We start from the raw sequence: 20,083 nt of genomic DNA, 5'->3' as shown, positions 1-20,083 counted from the left end.
GTGTGCCGGAAACCCGGGCAATGATGGTTGCCAGTGCCACATTCCCACAGATCACGAACAAGTCTGGCATTTTGCGCAAATTGCCATTGGCGCGCGCATTTCCACTCGTACCGACGGGGAAAAGCGCGAATCGATCAGGCTTCCGGCTCGGACACGTCGGCGACCGCCGCCCCCAGCGCCTCGATCGCGGCACCGGCGTCGACGGCGAGCGCCACGCCGTGCCGGCCGGCGCCGAGCGTGATCTCCCGTCCGAGGATCCGCTCGTCGGCGACCACCGGCCAGGCCGTCGACGAGCCGAACGGCGTGATCGTCCCGCGCTCGTAACCGGTCGCGTCGCGGGCGGTCGCGGCGTCCGGCATCGACAGCCGGTTGACGCCGAGGAGGGCGCGCAGCTTCGGCCACGAGATGACCCGGTCGCCGGGCACCAGCACGAACCGGTAGTCCCCGTCGCCGACCCGCACCACGATCGTCTTCACGACGTCCGGCACCTCGACCCCGCGCGCCGCGGCGGCCTCGGCGAGGCTGCGCACCGGACCGTGCTCGACGATCCGGAACGCGATCCCGCTCGCCTCTGCCGCCGCGACGGCTGGATTCTCGGCCATGCTCGCCACGGTACCGCCGGAGCTACGCCACCAGCGGCCGCACCCGCTCCGCCACGAACCGCATGAACCCCTCCGGATCCGGGTCGTCGGGCGTCGGCTGGAGCACCACGGTGTCGGCACCGGCGTCCGCCCACCGCGCGACGGCGTCGGCGACGGCGTGCGCGTCCCCGGCGACGGTCACGTCCTGCCCGTCGTGGTAGCCCCAGCGCACCCGCTCCGCCGCCATCCGCGCCTCGGCGTCGGCGCCGGTCGCGGCGTGCAGGTAGACGACGACGGGGTGCGGATCCGTGCGGCCCGCCGCCTGCCGCCCCTCGTCGATGCGCTGCCGCGCCGCCCGGACCGCTTCGACGCCGGTGCCGCCGGTGAGGATCGTGCCGTCGGCGACCTCCCCGGCGAGCCGCAGCGTGCGCTGCCCGGTGGCGCCCACGTAGACGGGCGCGCCGGAAGGCGGCCAGTCGAGCGCGACGCCGTCGAGGTGGACGTACCGGCCGTCGACGGTGATCCGCTCGCCGGCGAGCAGGGCGCGCAGCGCCGTCACGTACTCGCGCAGCAGCGTGATCGGCGACTCGGCCCGCGCGCCGACCTGCGCCATCCAGTCCTGCACGCCGTGCCCGACGCCGATGATGGCCCGGCCCGGGAACAGCCGGTGCAGCGTCGCCAGCTCCATCGCGGTCACCGCCACGTTGCGGAACGGCACGGGCAGCAGCCCCACCGCGATCCGCACCCGCTCGGACCAGGCGAGCGCCGCCGCGGCGGTCGCGACCCCGCTCTCCAGGAAACAGTCCTCCCACAACCACAGCTCTTCCAGGCCGCTCTCGTCGGCGGCACGGACCACGGACCGCAGCCGCTCCGGCGGAAGCTGCGGCACGAACACGGCACCCAGCGTCGTCATGCGGACAATGCTGCCAGGATCGCCCGCACCCTGGCGGCCCGTCCGGCGGCGGTGCGCAGCTTCACCAGGTTGAGGATCAGCCCGTACCGCTCGGTCGCCGGCAACGCGTCGAACCGCTCCTTCGCCCGCTCGTCGCCGCCCAGCGCCTCGGCGAGGTCGGGCGGCACGGTGGCGTTGCGCTGCGACGGGTACGCCGCGGCCCACCGCCCGTCGGCCCGCGCCCTCTCGACCTCGGCCAGCCCGGCGGGCCGCATCCTGCCGGCCGCCGTCAGCGCTTCGACCTTCGCCACGTTGACCTGCGACCAGGTGCTGCGGGGGCGGCGCGGCACGTACCGCTGCAGGAAGTGCCGATCGTCGAAGCTCTTGCGCTGCCCGTCGATCCACCCGAAGCACAGCGCCGCGTCCAGGGCCTCCTGCACGGAGATGCTGGTGATCCCGCTGCCCTTCTTGCCGACGAGGATCCAGATCTCGCCCTCTTGGCCGTGGTACGACTCGAGCCACCGCTCGAACGCCGCCGTGTCGGCGAACAGGACCGGTTCCATCAGGCCATCTCCAGGTAGTGCCGGTTGTGCATGATCGCGACGATGTTGCCGAACGGGTCGGTGACCGCGGCGGTGACGAAGCCCGGCCCGCGCTCGGTGACCGGCTGCAGCGGCGCCGCCCCCAGCGCGAGCAGCCGTTGCAGGGTCCCGTCGAGGTCGTCGACGTGCCAGTACATGAACGCGCCCGCGGGCGTGCCGGTGTCGTGCGGCGCGTACCGGCTGTCGACGATGCCGAACTCGGCCTGCCGGTCGCCGACGCGGAACTCGGCGTAGCCGGGCCGCTCGAAGTACGGCTCGACGCCGAACAGCTCCGCATACCACCGCTTGGCCGCGTCATGGTCCTCGGCGAACACGTTCAGCGTCGCGAAACCCCGGAATGTCGTCATGCGGACCACGCTATCGGGCATTGCGGAAAGGTACGTTCCGCAATGTCTGACAGACTTGGCCGATGCTGGAGACCTCGGCGCGGCTGCTGCGGCTGCTGTCGCTGCTGCAGAGCCGGCGGGACTGGTCGGGCGCGGCCCTCGCCGAGCGGCTCGCCGTCACCACCCGCACCGTGCGCAACGACATCGAGCGGCTGCGCAGCCTCGGGTATCACATCGACTCCAGCACCGGGATCACCGGCGGCTACCGGCTCGGGGCGGGTGCCGCGACGCCGCCGCTGCTGCTCGACGACGAGGAGGCCGTCGCGGTCGCGGTCGGGCTGCGCGCGGCGGCCGCCGGGTCCGTCACCGGGCTGGAGGACCCGGCGCTGCGGGCGCTGATCAAGCTCGAGCAGACGCTGCCGCCGCGGCTGCGCCGCCGGGTCGACGCGCTGCGGTCCGCGACGGTCTCCGCGGCCGGCGGCGGCCCGACGGTCGACGCGTCGCTGCTCACCGCGCTCGCCGCGGCGACCCGGGACCACGAGCGGATCAGCTTTGACTACAAGGACCGGCGCCGCCGCGCGGAGCCGCACCGGCTCGTCTACACCGGCCGGCGCTGGTACCTGCTCGCGTGGGACCTCGACCGGGCGGACTGGCGCACGTTCCGGGCGGACCTCGTGGCGCTGCACCCGCCGACGGGCGTCCGGTTCGAGCCCCGCGAACCGCCCGGCGGCGACGCCGTCGCCCACGTGATGCGAGGGGTGTCGTCGGCGGCGTGGCGGGTGCCGGCCCGGGTGCGGGTGCACGCGCCGATCGCGGCGGTGACGGCGCGCCTGGCGTCGACGGCCGGGGTGCTGACCCCGACCGGCGAGGCCACCTGCGAGCTGGAGACCGGCGCCGACAAGCTCATGGACCTGGCCGGGTTCCTGGGCACGATCGGCTTTCCCTTCACCGTGCTGGACCCGCCGGAGCTGCGCGACCTGCTCCGCGACCTCGCCGCCCGCTATCAGGCGGCTCTATAGCCGCCGTTCAGCTTCATAGCCGCCGCTCAGTGGACGGCCGTCGTGGACCGTTCGATCAGGCGGGTCGGGAGGATCACGCGCCGGGCGGGGCCGTCGTCGCCTTCCAGGCGGGCGAGCAGCAGGCGCGCCGCGTGCCGGCCCATCTCCTCCGGGTCGTGCGCGACCACCGTCACCCCGAGCACGTCACCGAGGTCCAGCTCGTCGAACCCGATCAGCGCCTTGTCCCGGTTGCCGCTCGCGCGCAACGCCCGCAGCGCACCCGTCGTGATCCGGTTGTTGGTGGTGAACACGGCCGTCGGCGCCGGGTCGCGGGCGAGCAGCGAGTGCACGGCGCGCTCGGCCTTGTCGACGTCGTGCGCGTCCTCCAGGAGGTAGTCGCGCCAGCCGGTGATCCCGGCCGCCTCCATCGCCTCCGCGAACCCCTCGACCCGGTCCTGGTGCGTGGTGAGCCGCGACAGGTCCCCGACGATGCCGATCCGCCGGTGCCCGCGCTCCAGGAGGTGCTCGGCGGCGCTCTTCGCCCCGCCCCGGTTGTCGAGCAGCACCGCGTCCGCGGTCAGGTCCACCGGCGGCCGGTCCACGAACACGAACGGGCTCCCGTGCCGCCGCTCAGCCGCCAGATGCCCGTGCTCCGCCATCGTCGAGACGACGACGAGCCCCCTGACCCTGCGCTCCAGCAGCGAGTCCGTCAGCCGCCGCTCCCACTCCGGGTTCTCGTCGGTGCTGGCGGTGATCAGCTGCAGCCCGTGCATGCGCAGCTCCCGCTCCAGCCCGCTGGCGAGCCGCGAGTAGAACGGGTTGGCCAGGTCCCCGCTCAGCAGCCCCACCAGCGTCGAGGTGTTGCCGCCGCGCCGCAGCTCCCGGGCGGTCCGGTTCAGCCGGTACCCCAGCTCGTCCGCCGCGTTCTGCACCCGCGCCTTGGTCTCGACCGCGACATACCCCTCGCCGCTCAACGCCCGCGACGCCGTCTTGACCGACACGCCCGACAACGCCGCCACCTGTGCGAGGCTCGGCCGGCTACTCATCGCTGGATTATGGCAGCCTTCCGCCGCCCGCTCGCACACTGTTGCCGTCGCCGCCTACCGTGACACTCATGGCGCACGAGCTGTGGGCGAAGGGCGACGCCTACGAGGCGTACGTGGGCCGCTGGAGCCGCCCGGTCGCCGCCCGCTTCCTGACCTGGCTGGCAGTCCCACCCGGCCGCCGCTGGCTCGACGCCGGCTGCGGCACCGGCGCCCTCACCGGCACCATCCTCACCACCGCCACCCCCGCCCAGCTCACCGGCCTCGACCCGTCGACCGCCTTCCTCACAACAGCCTCGTCCCGCCTCACACCCCCTCCCGCCACCTCACCGACAAGCACGGCCCTGGACCGCGGCGGCCCGGAGGCGGGTTCGAGCGCCGCCTCGGGGGCGAGCCCGGGCGTCGGTTCGGACGCGGACGCAGTTTCGGGCGCTGCCCTGGGCCGTGCCGGCTCGGAGGCGGGTTCGGGCGCCGCCTCGGGGGCGAGCCCGGGCGTCGGTTTGGACACGGGCACGGTTCCGGGCGCTGCCTTGGGCCGTGCCGGTTCGGGTGCCGCCTTGAATTCTGCCGGCTCAGGGGCCGGTGGGGGTTCGGACACTGCCCTGGGCCCTGCCGGCGCGGGCGCGCGACCGGGCGTTGCCTCAAGCGCCGGCGCGGGTCCGGAGGCGGCCTTCGGTCCTGCCGGCGTGGGACCGGGTTCGGGGGCTGCCTGGGGCGCGGCCCCAGGTGCGCGGTTCGTCGCGGGGGACGCCCAGGCGCTGCCGCTGGCGGACGCGGCCGTCGACGTCGTCGTCAGCGGCCTCGCCCTCAACTTCGTGCCGTCGCCCGCGGCGGCCGTCGCCGAGTTCGCCAGGGTGACAGCGCCTGGGGGGACCGTCGCGGCGTACGTCTGGGACTACGCCGACGGCATGGCCATGATGCGCCACTTCTGGGAAGCCGCCGCGACCCTCGACCCGGCCGCCGCCGAGCTCGACGAGGGCCGCCGCATGTCCATCTGCTCCCCGACCGCCCTCAGCGCCCTGTGGTCCGCCGCCGGCCTGACCGCCGTCACGACCCGCCCGATCGACACCACCGCGGTCTTCGCCGACTTCGACGACTACTGGACCCCGTTCCTCGGCGGCACCGGCCCGGCACCCAGCTACGTCGCCTCCCTCCCCAGCGACCACCGCGACGCCCTGCGCGACCTGCTCCGCGCCCGCCTCCCACACACCGCCGACGGTTCGATCCCCCTCCTGGCCCGCGCCCTGGCCATCCGCGGGACCGCCCGCTGACGCCCCTGACCCGGCAGCCTCACCAGCACCGGCGCAGACACCCGGCACCCTCGTCCCGTCAGCCTCACCGGCACGGGCGTAGACACCCAACACCCGGCACCCTCGTCCCGTCAGCCTCACCGGCACGGGCGTAGACACCCAACACCCGGCACCCTCGCCCCATCAGCCTCACCGGCACGGGCGCAGACAGCCACCGTCGCACCCGACGCGTGCGCCGCCCACGCCACCACCGTCTGACAGGCGCCTCCGCCGGCACGGCGAACGCAGCTCACGCCGCGGCAGCTCGTACCGACGCCGCCGACGCCAGACCGAGGGCAGGTCAGGACGTGTGTAAGCGCCATTCGGTCAGGAGCGTGGTCTCCTGGTCGGCAGTGAGGCGCTCGGACGGGGGTGGGAGCGGGTCGAGCAGGGCCGACTCACAGGTCTCGCGGATCGTCTGGCGCAGCGGGCGGGGGGACAGGCCCGCCGCGAACGCCGCCGACGGGTCCGCGGCGTCCAGGGCGGCCTCGGCGTCGAACGGGTGCCACAACGGCAGGCGCTCCTCGTCGATGCCGCGCGTGCGGAGGAAGTCGGCGTCGACCCAGGTCAGCGTCGTCCCGGGCGGCCCGACCTCGGCGCGCATCGCCTCCAGCAGCTGCTCGAACGAGAACGGCGGGGCGGGACTCACCGCATGGAACACGCCGCCGCCGGGGCGGTCCAGCAGGCGGATCGTCCAGTCGGCCATGTCGCGGGCGTCGATGACCTGGATCGCCGCGTCCCGCGGGCCGGGCGCGAGGACCTCGCCGCCGCGGGCGACCCGCTCGACCCACCACGTGAACCGCGACAAGTGGTCGTGCGGGCCCACCACGTACGTCGGCCGGATGATCACCGTCGAGGTGCCGAACCGCTCCTCGGCGACGCGCTCGCACGCGGCCTTCAGCGGCCCGTAGGTCTCGTTGGTGATCTCCTCGACGGTCGGGTCGTCGAGCTTGAGCAGCGGCGAGTCCTCGGCGAACCCGGGCCCCGCCGGCACGTCGTAGACCGACACGCTGGAGATGTACACGTAGCGCCCGCCGCGCTCCCCGATCGCGTCGGCGAGCCCGTGCACCTGCCGCGGCAGATACGCACTGACGTCGATCGTCGCGTCCCAGCCCTCGTGCCCCGCGAAGAGCCCGTCGGGCAGCGCGTTGCGGTCGGCGTGCAGATGGGTGGCCGCCGCGAACAGGTCAGCGCCGGTCTGCCCCCGGTGCAGGAGCGTGACGTCATGACCCGCCGCGAGCGCGGCCTCGGTGATGTGCCGCCCCACGAACCTGGTGCCCCCGACGATCAGGATCCGCATGCCCTCCAGCTTAGTGGCGCATCCCGACCCCGTCCGCCACCATCACCGTGAGATCGCAATCCCTGCACATTCCGTCAACACCAACAGTGGGCAACAACGGATCCTTCAAAGTTTGGCTGCGAGCCGCCGCCGGCCTGGAGATGCCGGCGCTACCATGACGAACTCAGCCGGCGAACTCGTCGCCCAACTCTTGGATCTTCTCAGCACCGACGGCACGCCGAAGCCACGTGTCCAGTTGCGCGTCCTCAGTGCAACCGGCAATGAGTGCACGGTGCTCGTCAGTGACCATCAGGCCTCGGGTGGCAAGCACCGTCAGCAAGGCCTCAGCCTTTCCTGCGGCCATTCCTTCTACTCTGCCCGAGTTGTAGAAACCTTTGGCAAAGTCACTTCTGTACTGATGGCCCGTGGTGGTCATGAAATCCTCCAAGAGGCGCCGGGCACCGGGACGTGCAGCTGGTCGTCGAGAGTCTCGGCGGCCAGCACGGGTCTGACCCGGAACATCTCGATGAGGACCTCGGTCATGAGGGGCGGGGCATTGACGGGGACCAGCGGATGGGCTGGGTGCCGGTTGCGGTGAGTGCGGCGTTGATCCGGCTGAACGGGCGGCTGCCCAGGAAGCCGGTCGGGTTCATCGGGCTGGGGTGGCCCGCCCGCAGGACGACGTGGCGGTCGTTCGTCACCAGGTGGGCCTTGGCCTTGGCCGCCGCGCCCCAGAGGACGAAGACGACGCGGTCGGTCTTGGCGTTCAGGGCCTGGATCGTGGCGTCGGTGACGTTCTCCCAGCCGCGGCCCTTGTGGGAGTTGGAGGTGCCGGCGCGGACGGTCAGGACGGCGTTGAGCAGCATGACGCCCTGGCGGCACCAGGGGGTGAGGTCGCCGGAAGGGGGTGGGGTGACGCCCAGGTCGTCGCGCATCTCGCGGTACACGTTCTCCAGCGACGGCGGGACCCGGACGCCCTGCGGCACGCTGAAGCTCAGGCCGTGCGCCTGGCCGGGCTTGATGTAGGGGTCCTGGCCGAGGATGAGCACCCGGGTCGACGCGAGCGGGCTCAGCCGGTACGCGGCGTAGATGTCCTGCTTGCGGGGGTACACCGGGCCCGCCTTGTACTCCTCGACGACGAACGACGACAGTGCCGCGACGGTGGTGGGGTCGACGTACGGCGTGACCGCCTCGCGCCAGTCGTCGGGCATGAAGTCCAGCAGGTACACAGGCTTCGCCGATGCGTTCATGGCCGGCAATCTATCGCCAGGCCGCGTCAGGAGGCGGTCGGGGCGGACCAGTTGCGGCGGAGGGCGACCATGCGCAGGACGAAGACGAGGACCGCGGCGAGGGCGATGCTCACCGGGCGCTGCGCGTGCAGGGCGTCCAGGGCGGCGACCGAGACACAGCCGAGCAGGCCGGCGACGGCGTAGATCTCGCGGCGCAGGACGGTGGGGATCTCGCCGGTGAGCAGGTCGCGGATGAGGCCGCCGCCGATGCCGGTGATCATGCCGATGATGCAGGCGCCGAGGGGTGGGATGCCGGCGTCGAGGGCCTTGAGAGTGCCGGTGACGGTGAAGAGGCCCAGGCCGGCGGCGTCGAGGACGAGGACGGTCCAGTGCAGGCGGCTGACGGCCGGGTGGAGCCAGAACGTGGCCGCGGAGGTGATGGCGGCGACGGTCGCGTAGCGCCAGTCGACGAAGGCGAACGGCTGCACGTTGACGAACACGTCGCGCATGATGCCGCCGCCGAGGGCCGCCACGAAGCCGACGAACACGACGCCGAACAGGTCCAGCCGTTTCGCCACGCCGGCGGTCGCGCCCGAGGCGGCGAACACGGCGATGCCGACGAGGTCGCCGACGAGCAGCGGACTGAGCTCTGACACGGTTGTGCTCCAGCGGTACAGACGAACAAGAACGGGCGCGGGTGCCGGTCGGCACCGCGCCCGTCCTGTATACGGCACAGCAGGGTTCAGATGTTGTTGATGATCGCCATGTTGGTCTCGTGCTGCATGGCCAGCATGTCGGAGACGGCCGCGGCGTCGTAGTAGCCGCCGGTGCTCGAACCGGTGTCGGCGGCGGTGTCGTCGGTGTCGTCCGCGCTGCCGGAGACGGTGCCCTCGGCGGTGTTCATGCCGCCGCTGACGTCGCCGTCGAGGTTGCCGCCCGAGCCGTCGTAGTCGGCGTTGTCGTACTGGGCGATGTCGCCGTCCAGGTTGCCGCCCTCGCCGTCGTAGTCGGCGGTGTCGGCCACGTCGCCGGCGGTCAGGTCGGTGTACTCGTCGGTCAGGGCGTTGTAGGACTTCTCGTAGACGCCGTTGCCGTCCTCGTCGAGGGCGGCGAAGTCGGCCTGCCCGTCGCCGTCGATGTCACCGACGATGACGTTGGCGCCGTCCTCGGTCGTGTAGATGACGGCCTGGTCCTCGACGCCGTCGCCGTCGAGGTCGGCGCTGAACGGGGTGTAGTCGTCGCTCATATCTGGTGGCTCCTTCAATTGCTGTTCAAACGATCAGTGCAACGAGAGGAACCGTACGAGCAGGCCGAGGCCCTTGACTCCCCTATTGCTGCCAACCGGACAGCGGTGAGGATCACCGGAGACGGGTTTGCGTCACAGGGGGCACGGGGTATCCAACCGTCGATTCGAAGTAGACGAGTACGTCGGATAGATGGAGGCACTCCCGTGGGCAGAGGATCCGGAATCGGCGGGGTCATCCTCGTCATCTGGCTGATCATCGGTGTCATCGCGGCCGGTCAGCGCGGCTACTTCGACAGCGAGGACACGAACTGCGCGAAGACCGGCACGATCCTCGTGACGATCGTCGCCGGCCCGCTGAACTACATCGGCGTCAACCCCAAGATCAACTGCGACCTGCCCGAACCCTCGAAGTAGGCGAGCCCCCGATTGGAGCCGGCGAACGCCGGCTCCAATCGTCATACAGCGAAAGGCCTCAGCGCCTACAGATCGTGGGTCTGGGACCGCTCGATCTCGGTGAACGCCGCCTGCAGGTACCGCGGAAACGACCGCCGCTGGAGCAGGTCGGCGAGCAGCAGCGGGGCGTGCCGCGCCAAGGCCTGCGGTGACGGGCGGCCCTCGCCGTCGTTGTCGTCCTGGACGCCGAGCGCGCCGACGAGCAGCACCACCATCACCTGCGGGTCGACCTCCTGCCACTCGGCCGCGGACCGCACCGCCTGCTCCAGCGCGGCGCGCACGTCGTCGCCGTCGAGCCCGTCGGGGTGCAGGTCCTCCAGCAGCGCGCGGACGACGACGCCGAGGACGAGCCCGGACTGCTCCGGATCGAGGCCGGCGAGCTGCTCGACCGCCGCGTCGAACGCCTCCTTGTCACGCGCCTGGGCGGCCTCGACGGCGGCGCTGGCGGCGGTCGCGATGGCCCGGGCCGGCGGCGGCAGGTGTCGCCAGCCTGACGGGGTGCGGGTGGTGTCCACACCGTCCGACCCTAGTGCCCGCACGATCGGCCGCGGGTCGTGGAGGGGGCAGTGGCACAGGACACAGCCGCAACTGTCACGAACCGCCGGGCGGGGCCGTCATCTCATCATGAAGCAACGAATGTCGCTCAGCGAGATCAACCCCGACGCGTACCAGGCCGTCCTCGGACTCGAGAAGTACATCAGGGCACACGTCGACCCGGCACTGCTCCACCTGCTCAAGCTCCGTGCGTCGATCCTGAACGGCTGCTCCTTCTGCGTGGACATGCACACCACCGAGGCGCTCGCCGAGGGCGAGGACAGCCGGAAGCTGTTCGCCGTCTCGGCGTGGCGGGAGGGCCCGTTCTTCGACGAGAAGGAGCGGGCCGCGCTCGACCTCACCGACCACGTCACCCGGCTGGGTGAGCACGGCGTCCCGGACGAGGTGTGGGACACGGCCGTGGAGCACTACGGCACCGAGGGGGTTGCCGACCTCCTCATGGTCATTGCGACGATCAACGTGTGGAACCGACTCGCCGTGTCGACCAGGACCCAGCCGCCGACGACGTGAGCGAGGAGTTCCTCGCGCACCGGCGGATGCTGCTCGGGATGGCCTACCGGCTGCTCGGGACGCTGTACGACGCCGAGGACGTCCTCCAGGAGGCCTACCTGCGCTGGACGCGCGCGGACAGGTCCGAGGTCGCCGAGCCGCGCCGCTACCTGACCAGGGTGGTGGCGCGGCTCGCCGTCGACGCGCTCCGGGCCAGGCAGGCGCGCCGGGAGGACTACATCGGCACCTGGCTGCCGGAGCCGCTCCGGACCGCGGACCACCAGCAGAGCCTGATCGACACCGAGGACCTGTCGATGGCGATGCTGCATCTGATGGAGCGCCTGACCCCGCCGCAGCGGGCCGTCTACGTGCTGCGCAACGCGTTCGAGCTGCCGTACGCCGAGATCGCCGGCATCCTCGACCGCACCGAGGACGACTGCCGCCAGCTGCACCGCCGGGCCGCCGCCGCGCTCGCCGGGCGGGCCAGGTTCAGCACCGACCCGGCCGAGCACGCGAGGCTCCTCGAAGGGTTCGTGGCCGCCGCCCGTACCGGCGACGTCGAACGCCTCGAAGCGCTCCTCCACGAGGACGTCGTGGCGTGGAACGACGGCGGCGGCAAGGTCCGCACCGGACCCAACCCGATCCGCGGCCGGGCCAAGGTGGTGCGCTTCTTCACCGCCGTGATGCGCAGGCACGACCCGAGCACCACGAGGACCGGGGTCAACGGCGGCGCCGCGCTGCTGGTCGAGGCCAACTACCGGTACACCATGTGCCTCTGCGTCGTCGACGGCAAGATCCACGACCTGTTCCGGGTCGCCAATCCCGCGAAGCTCTCAACCTTCGACGCCCAGGGCTCGTACTAAGGGGTATGCGCGACTTCGACGACTTCGCCACGGCGGCGACCCAGCCGCTGCTCCGGCTCGGCTGGCTGCTGACCGGCGACGCCGAACAGGCGCAGGACCTCGCCCAGCAGACGCTGATCCGCACATTCGGCGCCTGGCACCGGGTCAGGCACGACGACGCGCTCAGCTACGCGCGGCGGGTCATGGTCAACCTGCACACGGACTGGCTGCGCCGGCGGCCGTGGCGGGAGCAGGCGCGCGCCGAGGTGCCCGACACCGGCGCGCACGACGGCGGGCACGGCGCCGTCGAGGACCGGGCCGCGCTCGTCGCGGCGCTGCAGTCGCTGACCCGGCGGGAGCGGGCCGCGCTCGTGCTCCGCTACTACGTCGACCTGTCGGAGCAGCAGACGGCGCAGACCCTCGGCGTCAGCGTCGGCACGGTCAAGTCGGTCTGCTCGCGCGCCCTCGCCAAGCTGCGCACCAGCCCTGCGCTGCGCGGGGAACACCCCTTCGTCCGAACGGCTCAGGGAGAGCACGCATGAACACAGAGTTGGAGCTCGGCGAGCGGCTCACCGACGCCGCCGCGGCCGCACCGGACCAGCTGGGGGTCAGCGTCGAGGAGCTGCGCCGCCGGGGCGCGCGGCGGCAGCGGACCCGGATCGCGGTCACGTCGGCGGTGGCCGTCCTCGCCGTCGCCGCGGGCGCTCTTGTCGGCATTTCCGGCGTCGGTACAGGCAGCGCCGGCGACGACGGCATGACCACGGTCGGCGCCCCGCCGACGGTCGCCCAGTCCGCCGAACCGGTCCAGGGCGACGAGGCAGGCGACCCGGCGATCCAGCCGACGGCGACGATCGACACGGGCGAGGCCTTCGACGGCGGCACGCTGACGTTCTGGTTCGCGGTGCGCCAGAACCGGTTCCTCCAGGCGGTCGGGCGGCGCACGCCGGACGGGAAGCTCAGCCTGTACGGCGTCACCAACGACCCCGACGTGACCGGCGCCGGCCCGGGCGACCCCGGGTTCCACGCCGGTTGGGAGTTCGGCAACGGACAGGACCGGTTCCTCACCGGGTACGTCGTCGGCGACGTCGCCAAGGTGACCCTCACGGTCGACGGGACACCCCGCGAGGCGAGGACCGCCGCCTGGGCCGGCAACCCCACGGTCCACGTCTGGTGGGTCCGGGCGCCCGAGGTGCCGGGTGCGCCCTACCAGCAGGCCCAGGTCCGCGACCTGACCGCCCTCAACGCGAACGGCAAGCCCCTGGCCACGCACAAGGAAGGCGGCGTCGGCGTCGGCTGACACCGCGGCCGGGCCGTCCAGGCGGTGTTCAGCTGACCGTGTTGACCGCTGGCCTCGGCCGGGTGTCGACGGTGAGGCTGAAGATGTCGGGTCGGTGGTAGTGGCCGGTCGGGTCGAAGAGCCGGCGGGACTCGGTCACCTGCGACAGGTCGATCGTCGCGGTGAGGATCCCCTCCTGGTGGCGCAGCGGCCCGGCGACCACCTGCCCGTCGGGGTCGCAGATCACGCTGTTGCCGGGCTCGATCCAGTCGCCGTCGCCAGGCTCGGGGGCGGGTGCGATCCGTTCCCGGTCGGGCAGACCGGGCGGGATCTGGTCGACTCGCAGGCAGGGGTTCACGCCCACGACCCAGACCCGGCCCTCGCGGGCGATGTGCCGCATGGTCGCCACCCAGCCGTCGCCGCGGGCGAGTGTCGGGGCCAGCCACACGTCCACGCCCTGCGCGTACTGGTGGAACCGGGCCAGGGGCATGTAGTTCTCCCAGCAGATGAGTCCGCCCAGGCGGCCGAGCGGCGTCGGCACGACGTCCAGCGTCGAGCCGTCCCCCTGGCCCCATACGGTGCGTTCGGATCCGGTGGGCATGAGCTTGCGGTGCTTGTGCAGCAGCCGGCCGTCAGCGCCGAAGTAGAGAACGGTGTTGTAGATGGTGGCGCCGTGCGGCTCGCGCTCCTGTACGCCGATGACCAGGTGGACCCGGTGGCGTCGCGCGATCGTGCCGAGCGTCGCGGTCACCGGGCCGGGCACGATGACGGCCTGCTCGACGAGTCTCGAATACCACGGGCCGTCGCCGTCCCAGATCGGTCGGCCGTCGATCCACAGCGGAGTTCCGGGGATGAAGGCCTCCGGAAGCACCACCAGCTCGGCGCCCAGCTCCGCGGCTTCGGCAACCTGCTCGGCGACGCGCGCCACGGTCGCGTCCCGGTCGAGCAGCACGTAGGCGGCCTGGACGGCGGCCACGGTGAAGGACCCGTTCATCGTGACCCCGAGATGACGTGCAGCTCGCAGGGGCCGACGAACCCGGCCTCGGTCTCGTACTCCCGCAGCGCCGCCTCGATGTCGGCCCAGACCCGCTCGCGTTCGCCCGCTTCGACCCCCGACAGCATCTGGTGCAGCGCTCCGAAGGACTCGCGTTCGAACCGCAGGCAGTCGGCGGCCGAGGGCAGCAGCAGCGGCGCGTCCATGGTCTCGACCCGCACGTCACGGAACCCGGCGTCGCGCAGTGCGTCTCGCGCCGACGCCGGGTCGCTCAGGCTGAACGGCCCAGGCTGCCCGGGCAGCGGCGCGGGAAGCCCGGCCCGGGCCCGGATCAAGGCGACCGGCACCGAGAAGAACGCGTTGCGTTCGGCGGTCGAGTAGACGACGGCGGCGAACCGGCCACCCTCACGCAGACTGGACCGGATACCGCGCAGCGCCTTGCCTCGGTCGGGGAAGTAGATGACCCCCAGCCGCGAGATCGCCGCGTCGAACTCCCCTGACCATCTGCCGCCGATCTCCTCCCCGTCGACCTCGAGCGTGGAGACCTGCCGCAGGCCGCTCTCGTCCGCGGCCCGCTGCGCGTACGCCAGGATCGCCGGCGACACGTCGGTGACCACCACACTGCCTTCCGGCCCGGTCCGCCGCGCCGCGACCATCGCCTGCCCACCAGCACCACCCGCCACATCCAGCACCCGCGACCCGCGCCCGACACCGGCAGCGTCGAGCATCACCTCCGTCGCCACGCCGAGCCATTCCTCCAGCGTCGGCCCCCACCGATGCCACGCTTCCGCGGCGTCCTGCCACTGCTGCCTCGTCGTCGCCTTGTACGCGACCGCGTCGAACGTCATGGATCCTCCTCAGGTCGGCAGCGCTGAGCTGCTGTGCCGTCAGTGTGGTTCCGGGCGCCGCCCCACCACATCCGTGGCCACCACGGATCCGGTCCCGGTGGTGCGGCACCGTGCTGGCCAAGGGCGGACGGGCACGCGACACTGTGACGGGTGACGACCTCGAGGGCGCCGGGATCGGCCGTGACCGAGCGGGAACGCGACGTCCTCGGCCTGGTCGCCGGGCACCTGACGAACCTCGAGATCGCTGAGCGGCTCTCGTTGTCGGTGCGCACCGTCGAGTCCCATGTCTCCTCCCTCATCCGCAAGCTCGGGGTGTCCGACCGCCGCGGCCTGGCCCGGCGGGCTGACGAGCTCGACCTGCTGCGTCCGAAGCGCCGCCACGCATGGCCCAGCCCGGCCGACCCGTTCGTGGGTCGTGACCGCGAGACCGCCGCGTTGCACGTCCGCCTGAAGGATCACCGTCTGGTGACGGTCACCGGGCCCGGCGGGGTCGGCAAGACCCGGTTGACGACCCATGCGGTGCGGCAGGTCGCGCGGGATCGTCCCGACGGCGCCTGGTTCGTCGATCTGAGCCAGGTGGCGACCCCGCAGGCGGCGGTGCCCGCCATCGCCACGGCCGTGGGGGTGGCCGAGCAGCCCGGGCAGTTCCTCGACGACACGCTGTCGGAGGCGTTGAGCCGGGCCGACGGCGTCCTGGTCCTCGACAACTGCGAGCATCTCCTGCCGGAGCTGGAGACCAGCGTGGCACGGCTCGTCGGCGGCTGCCCGCGGCTCACCATCGTCGCGACCAGTCGCGCGCCGCTTCGCGCACCGTACGAGTGGGTCTACGAGCTGCCCGGCCTCTCGGAGGACGATGCGGTCCGGCTCTTCCGCAGCCGCGCCGAGGCCGCGGGCGGCGTCGTGCCCGACGACCCCCGGGTGGCCGAGCTGTGCCACCGGCTCGGGGGGATGGCGCTGGCGATCGAGCTGGCGGCGGCCCGGTATCCGCTGCTCGGCCTGGACGGTCTGGCGGCGGCGCTCGGCGACCCGCTGCGGCTGCTGGGCTCATCGGAGGGTGCACGCCAGCGTTCGCTGCGAGCCACCATCGGCTGGAGTGTCGACCTGCTCGACGACCAGGCCCGCGCGATGTTCGCCGCCCTTTGCGTCTTCGCCGCGCCGTTCACGGTCGCCGCCGCGCACGCGGTCGCCGGCCCGCAGCACACGGCCGCCGCCGCGGCGCACGTGCTCGCGACGCTGGCCGACCAGCACCTGCTGTACGTCGAGATCGGCGACCCGACGACGTACCACTTCCAGGAAGTCGTGCGCCAGTTCGCCGCGGAACTGCTGGCCGACGCCGCCGGTGAGGTGCAACGGCGCCACGCACGGTGGACGGCCGCCGAGCTGACGTCGCTGGCATCCGCCGAGCACGACGACACCTGGTGCGCCAGGTTCGACCTGCTCGCGGTCGAGGTGCGCGCGGCGCTCGCCCGTCCGGTCGACGGCAGGGAGCTGGGCGAGTCCTTCGCCGAGGAGCTCGTGCGGCGCGGCCGCCTGGAGGAGGCGCAGCACCGCTTCGAAACCCTCGCGGCCACCGAGGCCACGGACGCCCACGACCGGATCCACCTGCTCCGCCAGGGCGCCGCCGCGGCGGCGGCCCGGCTGGTGGGAGACGACGCGCTCCGGCTGCTCGACGAGGCCGCCGAAGCCGCCACGGTGGCAGCGGATCCGGGCGCGGCCGCGGACGCGCTCGGCTGGTCCGTGATCTACGCGGCGTTCCACTCGGGGATCATGGCCGACCCGCCCGAGCGGATCGACATCGAGCGTCGTCTCGCCGAGGCGCGGCGCCTGGCGCCGACGGGTTCGGCCGCCGAGGCGACCGTCGCCGCGGCGAGCGCCATATGCCTGCCCCATGACCATCCCGGGTCGGCGACAGCGGGCCGCCTCGCCGCCGACCAGGCGATCGCGGCCGGGCTGCCCGTCGTCGCCTCCGCCGCCCTCGACCAGGTCTGCGCCAGCCGGCTGCACCGCGGCGACCACGCCGGCGCGCTCGCCGCGGTGCGGGCCCGTGGCGTCCTCATGGATCCGCAGGCGTTGCGCGCCGCCACCGCCTACGCCTTCAACGACTACCTGCTGATGGGCTGCGAGGTCTCACTGGCTGCCGGCGATCTCCGCGGCGCGAAGGACTACGCCGAGCGCCTGGCCGTGCTCCCGTGCTACCGCGAGTACGTCCACCCAGCGCTGGCCCGCCGGCTCCAGGTCGACGCGCTCACCGGCGACCTGACCGGCGCGGCCGAACGAGGCGAGCGCTTCCTGGTCTCCTGGGAGCGGGCGGGCAGCCATCGTGCCTCGACCCTCGCCGTCGGTGCCTACGCGCTCGCCCTGATCCACGGGCTCCTGGGCGACGACCACCGGCGTGAGGTCTGGCAGAGCGTCACCGAACACCTCCTCGACCGGCCGCCGACGCCGGCGGACGGCCCGGCCGTCGGATGGGCTCCGACCTTCGACGCCTGGCTGCTGCTGCACCGCGACCAACCACACGAGGCGTTGGCGCACCTGTCCGCCGACCTGCACGACGCGACCTGGAGCTCGAGCCCCACCTTCCTCGTGTGGCGGCCGTGGTACGCCGCCGCCTGGGCGGAAGCGGCAGCACTCACCGCGGCCCCGGACCTGGAGCAGTGCCTGGCGTCGGCCACCGTCGCGACCCGCGGCAACCCCGTGGCCGCGGCCCTCGTCCGCCGCGCCGGCGCCCTCGCGCGAGGCGACACCGAGGAGGTGGCCGCGCTCGCGGCGACCTTCGAGGACCTCGGCGCCCTCTACCAGCGAGACCGCAGCCGCCAACTCAGCCGGTGACGGCGGCGCTTGACGGGGTTCGAGGACACCACGACGACCGGGCAGTGACCGCCCTGATCGTGGCCCACGGTCGGATCGAGTTCGGCGAGCCAGATCTCCCCGGTGCGGGCGATGGTCCATGGTTGGTGGCAGAGCCGCTCGTCCACAGGTTGCTCAGTGGTGCCTCGCCGGGCAGGTCGGCGGAGCCGTCAGCGACCAGCCGTGACGAGTATGCGCGGCGGGTGACTTCCGGCGGCATGCCCGTCGCGCTGCGGCGTCCGCCTGGCCGGTCACGTTCGCGCTGGTTCAGCAACTACCTGGACCTGGTGATCGAGCGTGACGTGATCGAGCTGAGTCGGGTGCGGCAGCGGGAGATGCTTCCTCGCCTGCTGAATCAGCTTGCGGCGAGGTCGGGACGGGTGCTCAACATCGCGGCGACGGCACAGGCGGTCGGCGTGGAGAAGAGCAGCGCCGAAAACTACCTCCGGCTGTTGGAAGCGGTGTTCCTGGTTCACCGGCTTCCTGCCTGGGGCACGACGCTGGGCTCGCGGGTCGCCCGTCAGCCTAAGGTGCACCTGGTCGACTCGGGTGTCATGGCGTGGCTGCTCGGGCTGACGCCCGAGAAGATCGCGAAGTCTGATCCAGCGGTGCTGACCGGGTACGGACACCTGCTCAAGACGTTCGTCGTCGGCGAGATCCTCAAGCAGGTCAGCTGGTGGGACGCGCCAGTCTCGGTCGGGCACTTCCGGACGCCGGCCGCCGACGAGGTGGATCTCGTGCTTGAGCGAGACGACGGAGACGTCATCGCGTTCGAGATCAAGTCCGGAACGCGGGTCCATGGCGAGGACCTACGCGGAATGCGGGCGCTTCGGGCTCGGCTCGGCGACCGCTTGACGGCAGGGCTCGTGCTGTACACGGGTCCCCTCGCCTACACCCGTGATGACGGCACGCACGTCATGCCCATCGACGCCCTCTGGACATAGGTCTACCAGCCGCGGGCGCGCCACTCGGGGAGGGAAGGGCGCTCGGCGCCGAGGGTGGAGTCCTTGCCGTGGCCGGGGTGGAACTCGGTGTCGTCGGGGTAGCGGTCGAAGAGCTTCGTGGTCACGTCGTTGATGAGGGACTCGAAGTCGGCCTGGTTGCCGTGGGTGTTGCCGACGCCGCCGGGGAAGAGTGAGTCGCCGGTCCAGAGGTGGCCGTCGTGGTATAGGGCGATCGAGCCGGGGGTGTGGCCGACGAGGTGGATGACGGTCAGGTCGCAGTCGCCGAGGGGGATGGTGTCGCCGTCGTTGAGGGTGCCGGTGGCGGTCGGGATCTCGGGGGCGTCGGCGGGGTGGGCCAGGGAGGCGGCGCCGGTGGCCTCGATGACGTCTTCGAGGGCGAACCAGTGGTCCTGGTGGCGGTGGGTGGTCACCACGGTGGAGATGCCGGACGGGGTGGTGGCGATCAGCTGGAGCAGGCGTTCGGCGTCGTTGGCGGCGTCGATGAGCAGGCTGTCGCCGGTGGCGGTGCAGGTGAGCAGGTAGGCGTTGTTGTCCATCGGGCCGACGGAGAGCTTGGTGAAGGTCAGACCGCTCATTTCCAGGCCTCCAGGGAAGGAAGGTCGCCGGTGAGGCCGGTGCCGTCGCCGCGGCCGGTGAGCCAGGCGGCGAGGAGGTGGGCCGGGCCGGTGACGACGGGGGCGTCCGCGACGGTCAGCAGCTTGGTGCCGTCGTCGGAGACGAGAGTCGCCACGCGTGGGGTGGCGGGGTCGTGCAGGATGCGCAGGGCGAAGGAGGCGGGCCAGTCGGCCGGGCCGTAGCCGGCGTCGAGGTCGACGTGGTGCAGCTCGACCTCGCAGATGCGGGCCCAGACGACGCGGGCGGCGGGGGTGGGGCCGGTGCTGCCCCACTCGACGAGCGCGGTCCAGCCCTCGGCGGGCATCGTCTCCATCGACTCGCGCAGCAGGTCGCAGGCGTTGATGAGGTCGGCGAGCTGCTCTTCGTGCGGGCGGGGGGCGCCGGCGGCGATGCCTGCCTCGCGGGCCTCGCGGCTGGCATAGGCGGGGGTCTTCTCGCCGGTGCGGGCCCAGTGCAGCAGGTTGCGGTAGGCGTCGGCGTTGCGGGCGAGGTGGGTCACGACGTGGCCGCGGGTCCAGCCGTCGCAGCGGGAAGGGGCGACCAGACCATTGCCGTCGAGGGTGCGGACCGTGTCGAGGAGGCGGGCGGTGGCGCGGTCGAGCTCCGCGCTCAGCACGAGTGGATCAGCCGTCACCGCCCAACCCTACCGCCCCCCACCGACAAGACTCACCGACAAAAGCCACCGGCAAGATCCGCCGGAGCCGACCGTGGACG

25 protein-coding genes are annotated in these 20,083 nt (G+C 72.5%); 9 read left to right on the top strand and 16 right to left on the bottom strand.

Annotation, left to right across the window (positions count from 1 at the left end; translation table 11 throughout):
* Positions 1–134 precede the first annotated feature (134 nt).
* Genes AB0I21_RS01370 through AB0I21_RS01355 form a run of 4 tightly spaced genes read right to left on the bottom strand, consistent with a single transcriptional unit; the run spans position 135 to position 2,422 of the window.
* Positions 135–602 (bottom strand): YbaK/EbsC family protein, encoded by a 468-nt coding sequence (locus tag AB0I21_RS01370; RefSeq protein WP_344503044.1) that lies wholly within the window; start codon positions 600–602, stop codon positions 135–137.
* A gap of 22 nt (positions 603–624) precedes the next feature.
* Entirely contained in the window at positions 625–1,494 is an 870-nt protein-coding gene (locus AB0I21_RS01365) for an LLM class flavin-dependent oxidoreductase (RefSeq protein ID WP_360558181.1), read from the bottom strand.
* Positions 1,491–2,036 (bottom strand): YdeI/OmpD-associated family protein, encoded by a 546-nt coding sequence (locus AB0I21_RS01360; RefSeq protein ID WP_360558179.1) that lies wholly within the window; start codon positions 2,034–2,036, stop codon positions 1,491–1,493. Before AB0I21_RS01360 ends, AB0I21_RS01365 begins: the two co-directional genes overlap by 4 nt.
* Positions 2,036–2,422 (bottom strand): VOC family protein, encoded by a 387-nt coding sequence (locus AB0I21_RS01355; protein ID WP_354888236.1) that lies wholly within the window; start codon positions 2,420–2,422, stop codon positions 2,036–2,038. Before AB0I21_RS01355 ends, AB0I21_RS01360 begins: the two co-directional genes overlap by 1 nt.
* 62 nt (positions 2,423–2,484) lie before the next feature.
* On the opposite strand from AB0I21_RS01355, the gene AB0I21_RS01350 reads away from it, so the two are divergent.
* On the top strand, positions 2,485–3,420 hold the full coding sequence (locus AB0I21_RS01350; protein ID WP_360558178.1) for a WYL domain-containing protein: 936 nt from the start codon (positions 2,485–2,487) through the stop codon (positions 3,418–3,420).
* A gap of 26 nt (positions 3,421–3,446) precedes the next feature.
* Here AB0I21_RS01350 and AB0I21_RS01345 read toward each other — a convergent pair whose 3' ends face one another.
* Positions 3,447–4,445 carry a LacI family DNA-binding transcriptional regulator gene (locus AB0I21_RS01345; protein WP_354888233.1) on the bottom strand — a complete coding sequence of 333 codons (999 nt, stop codon included), beginning with the start codon at positions 4,443–4,445 and terminating at the stop codon, positions 3,447–3,449.
* Positions 4,446–4,513: 68 nt separating this feature from the next.
* Between AB0I21_RS01345 and AB0I21_RS01340 the strand changes: the two genes are divergently transcribed.
* Positions 4,514–5,713 (top strand): methyltransferase domain-containing protein, encoded by a 1,200-nt coding sequence (locus AB0I21_RS01340; RefSeq protein WP_360558175.1) that lies wholly within the window; start codon positions 4,514–4,516, stop codon positions 5,711–5,713.
* A gap of 319 nt (positions 5,714–6,032) precedes the next feature.
* Here the strand turns inward: AB0I21_RS01340 and AB0I21_RS01335 are convergent, their stop codons facing one another.
* The 5 genes from AB0I21_RS01335 to AB0I21_RS01315 all read right to left on the bottom strand — a co-directional run bounded on the left by AB0I21_RS01335 (position 6,033) and on the right by AB0I21_RS01315 (position 9,485).
* Positions 6,033–7,031 carry an NAD-dependent epimerase/dehydratase family protein gene (locus tag AB0I21_RS01335; RefSeq protein WP_360558173.1) on the bottom strand — a complete coding sequence of 333 codons (999 nt, stop codon included), beginning with the start codon at positions 7,029–7,031 and terminating at the stop codon, positions 6,033–6,035.
* Between the two features lie 163 nt (positions 7,032–7,194).
* Entirely contained in the window at positions 7,195–7,446 is a 252-nt protein-coding gene (locus AB0I21_RS01330; RefSeq protein WP_360558171.1) for a hypothetical protein, read from the bottom strand.
* Between the two features lie 103 nt (positions 7,447–7,549).
* Entirely contained in the window at positions 7,550–8,260 is a 711-nt protein-coding gene (locus tag AB0I21_RS01325; RefSeq protein ID WP_360558169.1) for a uracil-DNA glycosylase, read from the bottom strand.
* A 26-nt stretch (positions 8,261–8,286) separates the two neighbouring features.
* Complete coding sequence (locus AB0I21_RS01320) at positions 8,287–8,895, bottom strand: trimeric intracellular cation channel family protein (RefSeq protein WP_360558167.1); 609 nt, start codon at positions 8,893–8,895, stop codon at positions 8,287–8,289.
* 86 nt (positions 8,896–8,981) lie between these two features.
* The gene (locus tag AB0I21_RS01315) at positions 8,982–9,485 is read right to left on the bottom strand and encodes a hypothetical protein (RefSeq protein WP_360558165.1); all 504 of its coding nucleotides are present in this window, start codon (positions 9,483–9,485) and stop codon (positions 8,982–8,984) included.
* A 204-nt stretch (positions 9,486–9,689) separates the two neighbouring features.
* On the opposite strand from AB0I21_RS01315, the gene AB0I21_RS01310 reads away from it, so the two are divergent.
* On the top strand, positions 9,690–9,899 hold the full coding sequence (locus AB0I21_RS01310) for a hypothetical protein (RefSeq protein ID WP_360558163.1): 210 nt from the start codon (positions 9,690–9,692) through the stop codon (positions 9,897–9,899).
* Positions 9,900–9,964: 65 nt separating this feature from the next.
* On the opposite strand, the gene AB0I21_RS01305 is transcribed toward AB0I21_RS01310, so the two are convergent.
* A complete protein-coding gene (locus tag AB0I21_RS01305; RefSeq protein ID WP_360558161.1) occupies positions 9,965–10,453 on the bottom strand; it encodes a hypothetical protein in 489 nt (162 codons plus the stop codon).
* A gap of 109 nt (positions 10,454–10,562) precedes the next feature.
* Here AB0I21_RS01305 and AB0I21_RS01300 point away from each other — a divergent pair, with 109 nt between their 5' ends.
* Genes AB0I21_RS01300 through AB0I21_RS01285 form a run of 4 tightly spaced genes read left to right on the top strand, consistent with a single transcriptional unit; the run spans position 10,563 to position 13,121 of the window.
* Positions 10,563–11,003: a carboxymuconolactone decarboxylase family protein gene (locus AB0I21_RS01300; protein ID WP_360558159.1), complete on the top strand. Its 441-nt coding sequence runs from the start codon at positions 10,563–10,565 to the stop codon at positions 11,001–11,003.
* Entirely contained in the window at positions 10,955–11,845 is an 891-nt protein-coding gene (sigJ, locus tag AB0I21_RS01295; RefSeq protein ID WP_360558157.1) for an RNA polymerase sigma factor SigJ, read from the top strand. Before AB0I21_RS01300 ends, sigJ begins: the two co-directional genes overlap by 49 nt.
* Positions 11,846–11,850: 5 nt before the next feature.
* A complete protein-coding gene (locus tag AB0I21_RS01290) occupies positions 11,851–12,366 on the top strand; it encodes a SigE family RNA polymerase sigma factor (RefSeq protein WP_360558156.1) in 516 nt (171 codons plus the stop codon).
* Positions 12,363–13,121 (top strand): hypothetical protein, encoded by a 759-nt coding sequence (locus AB0I21_RS01285; protein ID WP_360558155.1) that lies wholly within the window; start codon positions 12,363–12,365, stop codon positions 13,119–13,121. The genes AB0I21_RS01290 and AB0I21_RS01285 overlap by 4 nt, the downstream gene beginning before the upstream one ends.
* 28 nt (positions 13,122–13,149) lie before the next feature.
* Here AB0I21_RS01285 and AB0I21_RS01280 read toward each other — a convergent pair whose 3' ends face one another.
* Together AB0I21_RS01280 and AB0I21_RS01275 are read right to left on the bottom strand one after the other, a co-directional pair.
* Positions 13,150–14,094, bottom strand: coding sequence for a carbon-nitrogen hydrolase family protein (locus tag AB0I21_RS01280; RefSeq protein WP_360558154.1), 945 nt, complete (start codon positions 14,092–14,094; stop codon positions 13,150–13,152).
* A complete protein-coding gene (locus tag AB0I21_RS01275; protein WP_360558152.1) occupies positions 14,091–14,942 on the bottom strand; it encodes a class I SAM-dependent methyltransferase in 852 nt (283 codons plus the stop codon). The genes AB0I21_RS01280 and AB0I21_RS01275 overlap by 4 nt, the downstream gene beginning before the upstream one ends.
* 150 nt (positions 14,943–15,092) lie before the next feature.
* Between AB0I21_RS01275 and AB0I21_RS01270 the strand changes: the two genes are divergently transcribed.
* Positions 15,093–17,771, top strand: a complete 2,679-nt coding sequence (locus AB0I21_RS01270) for a LuxR C-terminal-related transcriptional regulator (RefSeq protein WP_360558150.1) — start codon at positions 15,093–15,095, stop codon at positions 17,769–17,771.
* Here the strand turns inward: AB0I21_RS01270 and AB0I21_RS01265 are convergent.
* Entirely contained in the window at positions 17,735–17,839 is a 105-nt protein-coding gene (locus AB0I21_RS01265) for a hypothetical protein (protein ID WP_360558149.1), read from the bottom strand. The genes AB0I21_RS01270 and AB0I21_RS01265 overlap by 37 nt on opposite strands.
* Here AB0I21_RS01265 and AB0I21_RS01260 point away from each other — a divergent pair.
* A complete protein-coding gene (locus AB0I21_RS01260; protein ID WP_360558147.1) occupies positions 17,816–18,733 on the top strand; it encodes a DUF4143 domain-containing protein in 918 nt (305 codons plus the stop codon). The genes AB0I21_RS01265 and AB0I21_RS01260 overlap by 24 nt on opposite strands.
* Positions 18,734–18,735: 2 nt before the next feature.
* On the opposite strand, the gene AB0I21_RS01255 is transcribed toward AB0I21_RS01260, so the two are convergent.
* Together AB0I21_RS01255 and AB0I21_RS01250 are read right to left on the bottom strand one after the other, a co-directional pair.
* Complete coding sequence (locus tag AB0I21_RS01255; protein WP_360558146.1) at positions 18,736–19,329, bottom strand: MBL fold metallo-hydrolase; 594 nt, start codon at positions 19,327–19,329, stop codon at positions 18,736–18,738.
* Positions 19,326–20,003 carry a maleylpyruvate isomerase family mycothiol-dependent enzyme gene (locus AB0I21_RS01250; protein ID WP_360558144.1) on the bottom strand — a complete coding sequence of 226 codons (678 nt, stop codon included), beginning with the start codon at positions 20,001–20,003 and terminating at the stop codon, positions 19,326–19,328. The genes AB0I21_RS01255 and AB0I21_RS01250 overlap by 4 nt, the downstream gene beginning before the upstream one ends.
* Positions 20,004–20,083: the final 80 nt, after the last annotated feature.

The sequence above is a fragment of the Dactylosporangium sp. NPDC050588 genome, from assembly GCF_040654975.1.
In the GTDB taxonomy this organism is placed as follows: Bacteria; Actinomycetota; Actinomycetes; order Mycobacteriales; family Micromonosporaceae; genus Dactylosporangium; species Dactylosporangium maewongense.
Note: the sequence above shows the minus strand (reverse complement) of the source record. Positions and strands in the feature narration are given on the sequence as shown.

What these genes read in the sequence shown, in the direction of transcription:
- AB0I21_RS01370 (WP_344503044.1), bottom strand. Translation starts at nt 602, where the DNA reads ATGGCCGAGAATCCAGCCGTCGCGGCGGCAGAGGCGAGCGGGATCGCG.
- AB0I21_RS01365 (WP_360558181.1), bottom strand. Translation starts at nt 1,494, where the DNA reads ATGACGACGCTGGGTGCCGTGTTCGTGCCGCAGCTTCCGCCGGAGCGG.
- AB0I21_RS01360 (WP_360558179.1), bottom strand. Translation starts at nt 2,036, where the DNA reads ATGGAACCGGTCCTGTTCGCCGACACGGCGGCGTTCGAGCGGTGGCTC.
- AB0I21_RS01355 (WP_354888236.1), bottom strand. Translation starts at nt 2,422, where the DNA reads ATGACGACATTCCGGGGTTTCGCGACGCTGAACGTGTTCGCCGAGGAC.
- AB0I21_RS01350 (WP_360558178.1), top strand. Translation starts at nt 2,485, where the DNA reads ATGCTGGAGACCTCGGCGCGGCTGCTGCGGCTGCTGTCGCTGCTGCAG.
- AB0I21_RS01345 (WP_354888233.1), bottom strand. Translation starts at nt 4,445, where the DNA reads ATGAGTAGCCGGCCGAGCCTCGCACAGGTGGCGGCGTTGTCGGGCGTG.
- AB0I21_RS01340 (WP_360558175.1), top strand. Translation starts at nt 4,514, where the DNA reads ATGGCGCACGAGCTGTGGGCGAAGGGCGACGCCTACGAGGCGTACGTG.
- AB0I21_RS01335 (WP_360558173.1), bottom strand. Translation starts at nt 7,031, where the DNA reads ATGCGGATCCTGATCGTCGGGGGCACCAGGTTCGTGGGGCGGCACATC.
- AB0I21_RS01330 (WP_360558171.1), bottom strand. Translation starts at nt 7,446, where the DNA reads ATGACCACCACGGGCCATCAGTACAGAAGTGACTTTGCCAAAGGTTTC.
- AB0I21_RS01325 (WP_360558169.1), bottom strand. Translation starts at nt 8,260, where the DNA reads ATGAACGCATCGGCGAAGCCTGTGTACCTGCTGGACTTCATGCCCGAC.
- AB0I21_RS01315 (WP_360558165.1), bottom strand. Translation starts at nt 9,485, where the DNA reads ATGAGCGACGACTACACCCCGTTCAGCGCCGACCTCGACGGCGACGGC.
- AB0I21_RS01300 (WP_360558159.1), top strand. Translation starts at nt 10,563, where the DNA reads ATGAAGCAACGAATGTCGCTCAGCGAGATCAACCCCGACGCGTACCAG.
- AB0I21_RS01290 (WP_360558156.1), top strand. Translation starts at nt 11,851, where the DNA reads ATGCGCGACTTCGACGACTTCGCCACGGCGGCGACCCAGCCGCTGCTC.
- AB0I21_RS01285 (WP_360558155.1), top strand. Translation starts at nt 12,363, where the DNA reads ATGAACACAGAGTTGGAGCTCGGCGAGCGGCTCACCGACGCCGCCGCG.
- AB0I21_RS01280 (WP_360558154.1), bottom strand. Translation starts at nt 14,094, where the DNA reads ATGAACGGGTCCTTCACCGTGGCCGCCGTCCAGGCCGCCTACGTGCTG.
- AB0I21_RS01275 (WP_360558152.1), bottom strand. Translation starts at nt 14,942, where the DNA reads ATGACGTTCGACGCGGTCGCGTACAAGGCGACGACGAGGCAGCAGTGG.
- AB0I21_RS01255 (WP_360558146.1), bottom strand. Translation starts at nt 19,329, where the DNA reads ATGAGCGGTCTGACCTTCACCAAGCTCTCCGTCGGCCCGATGGACAAC.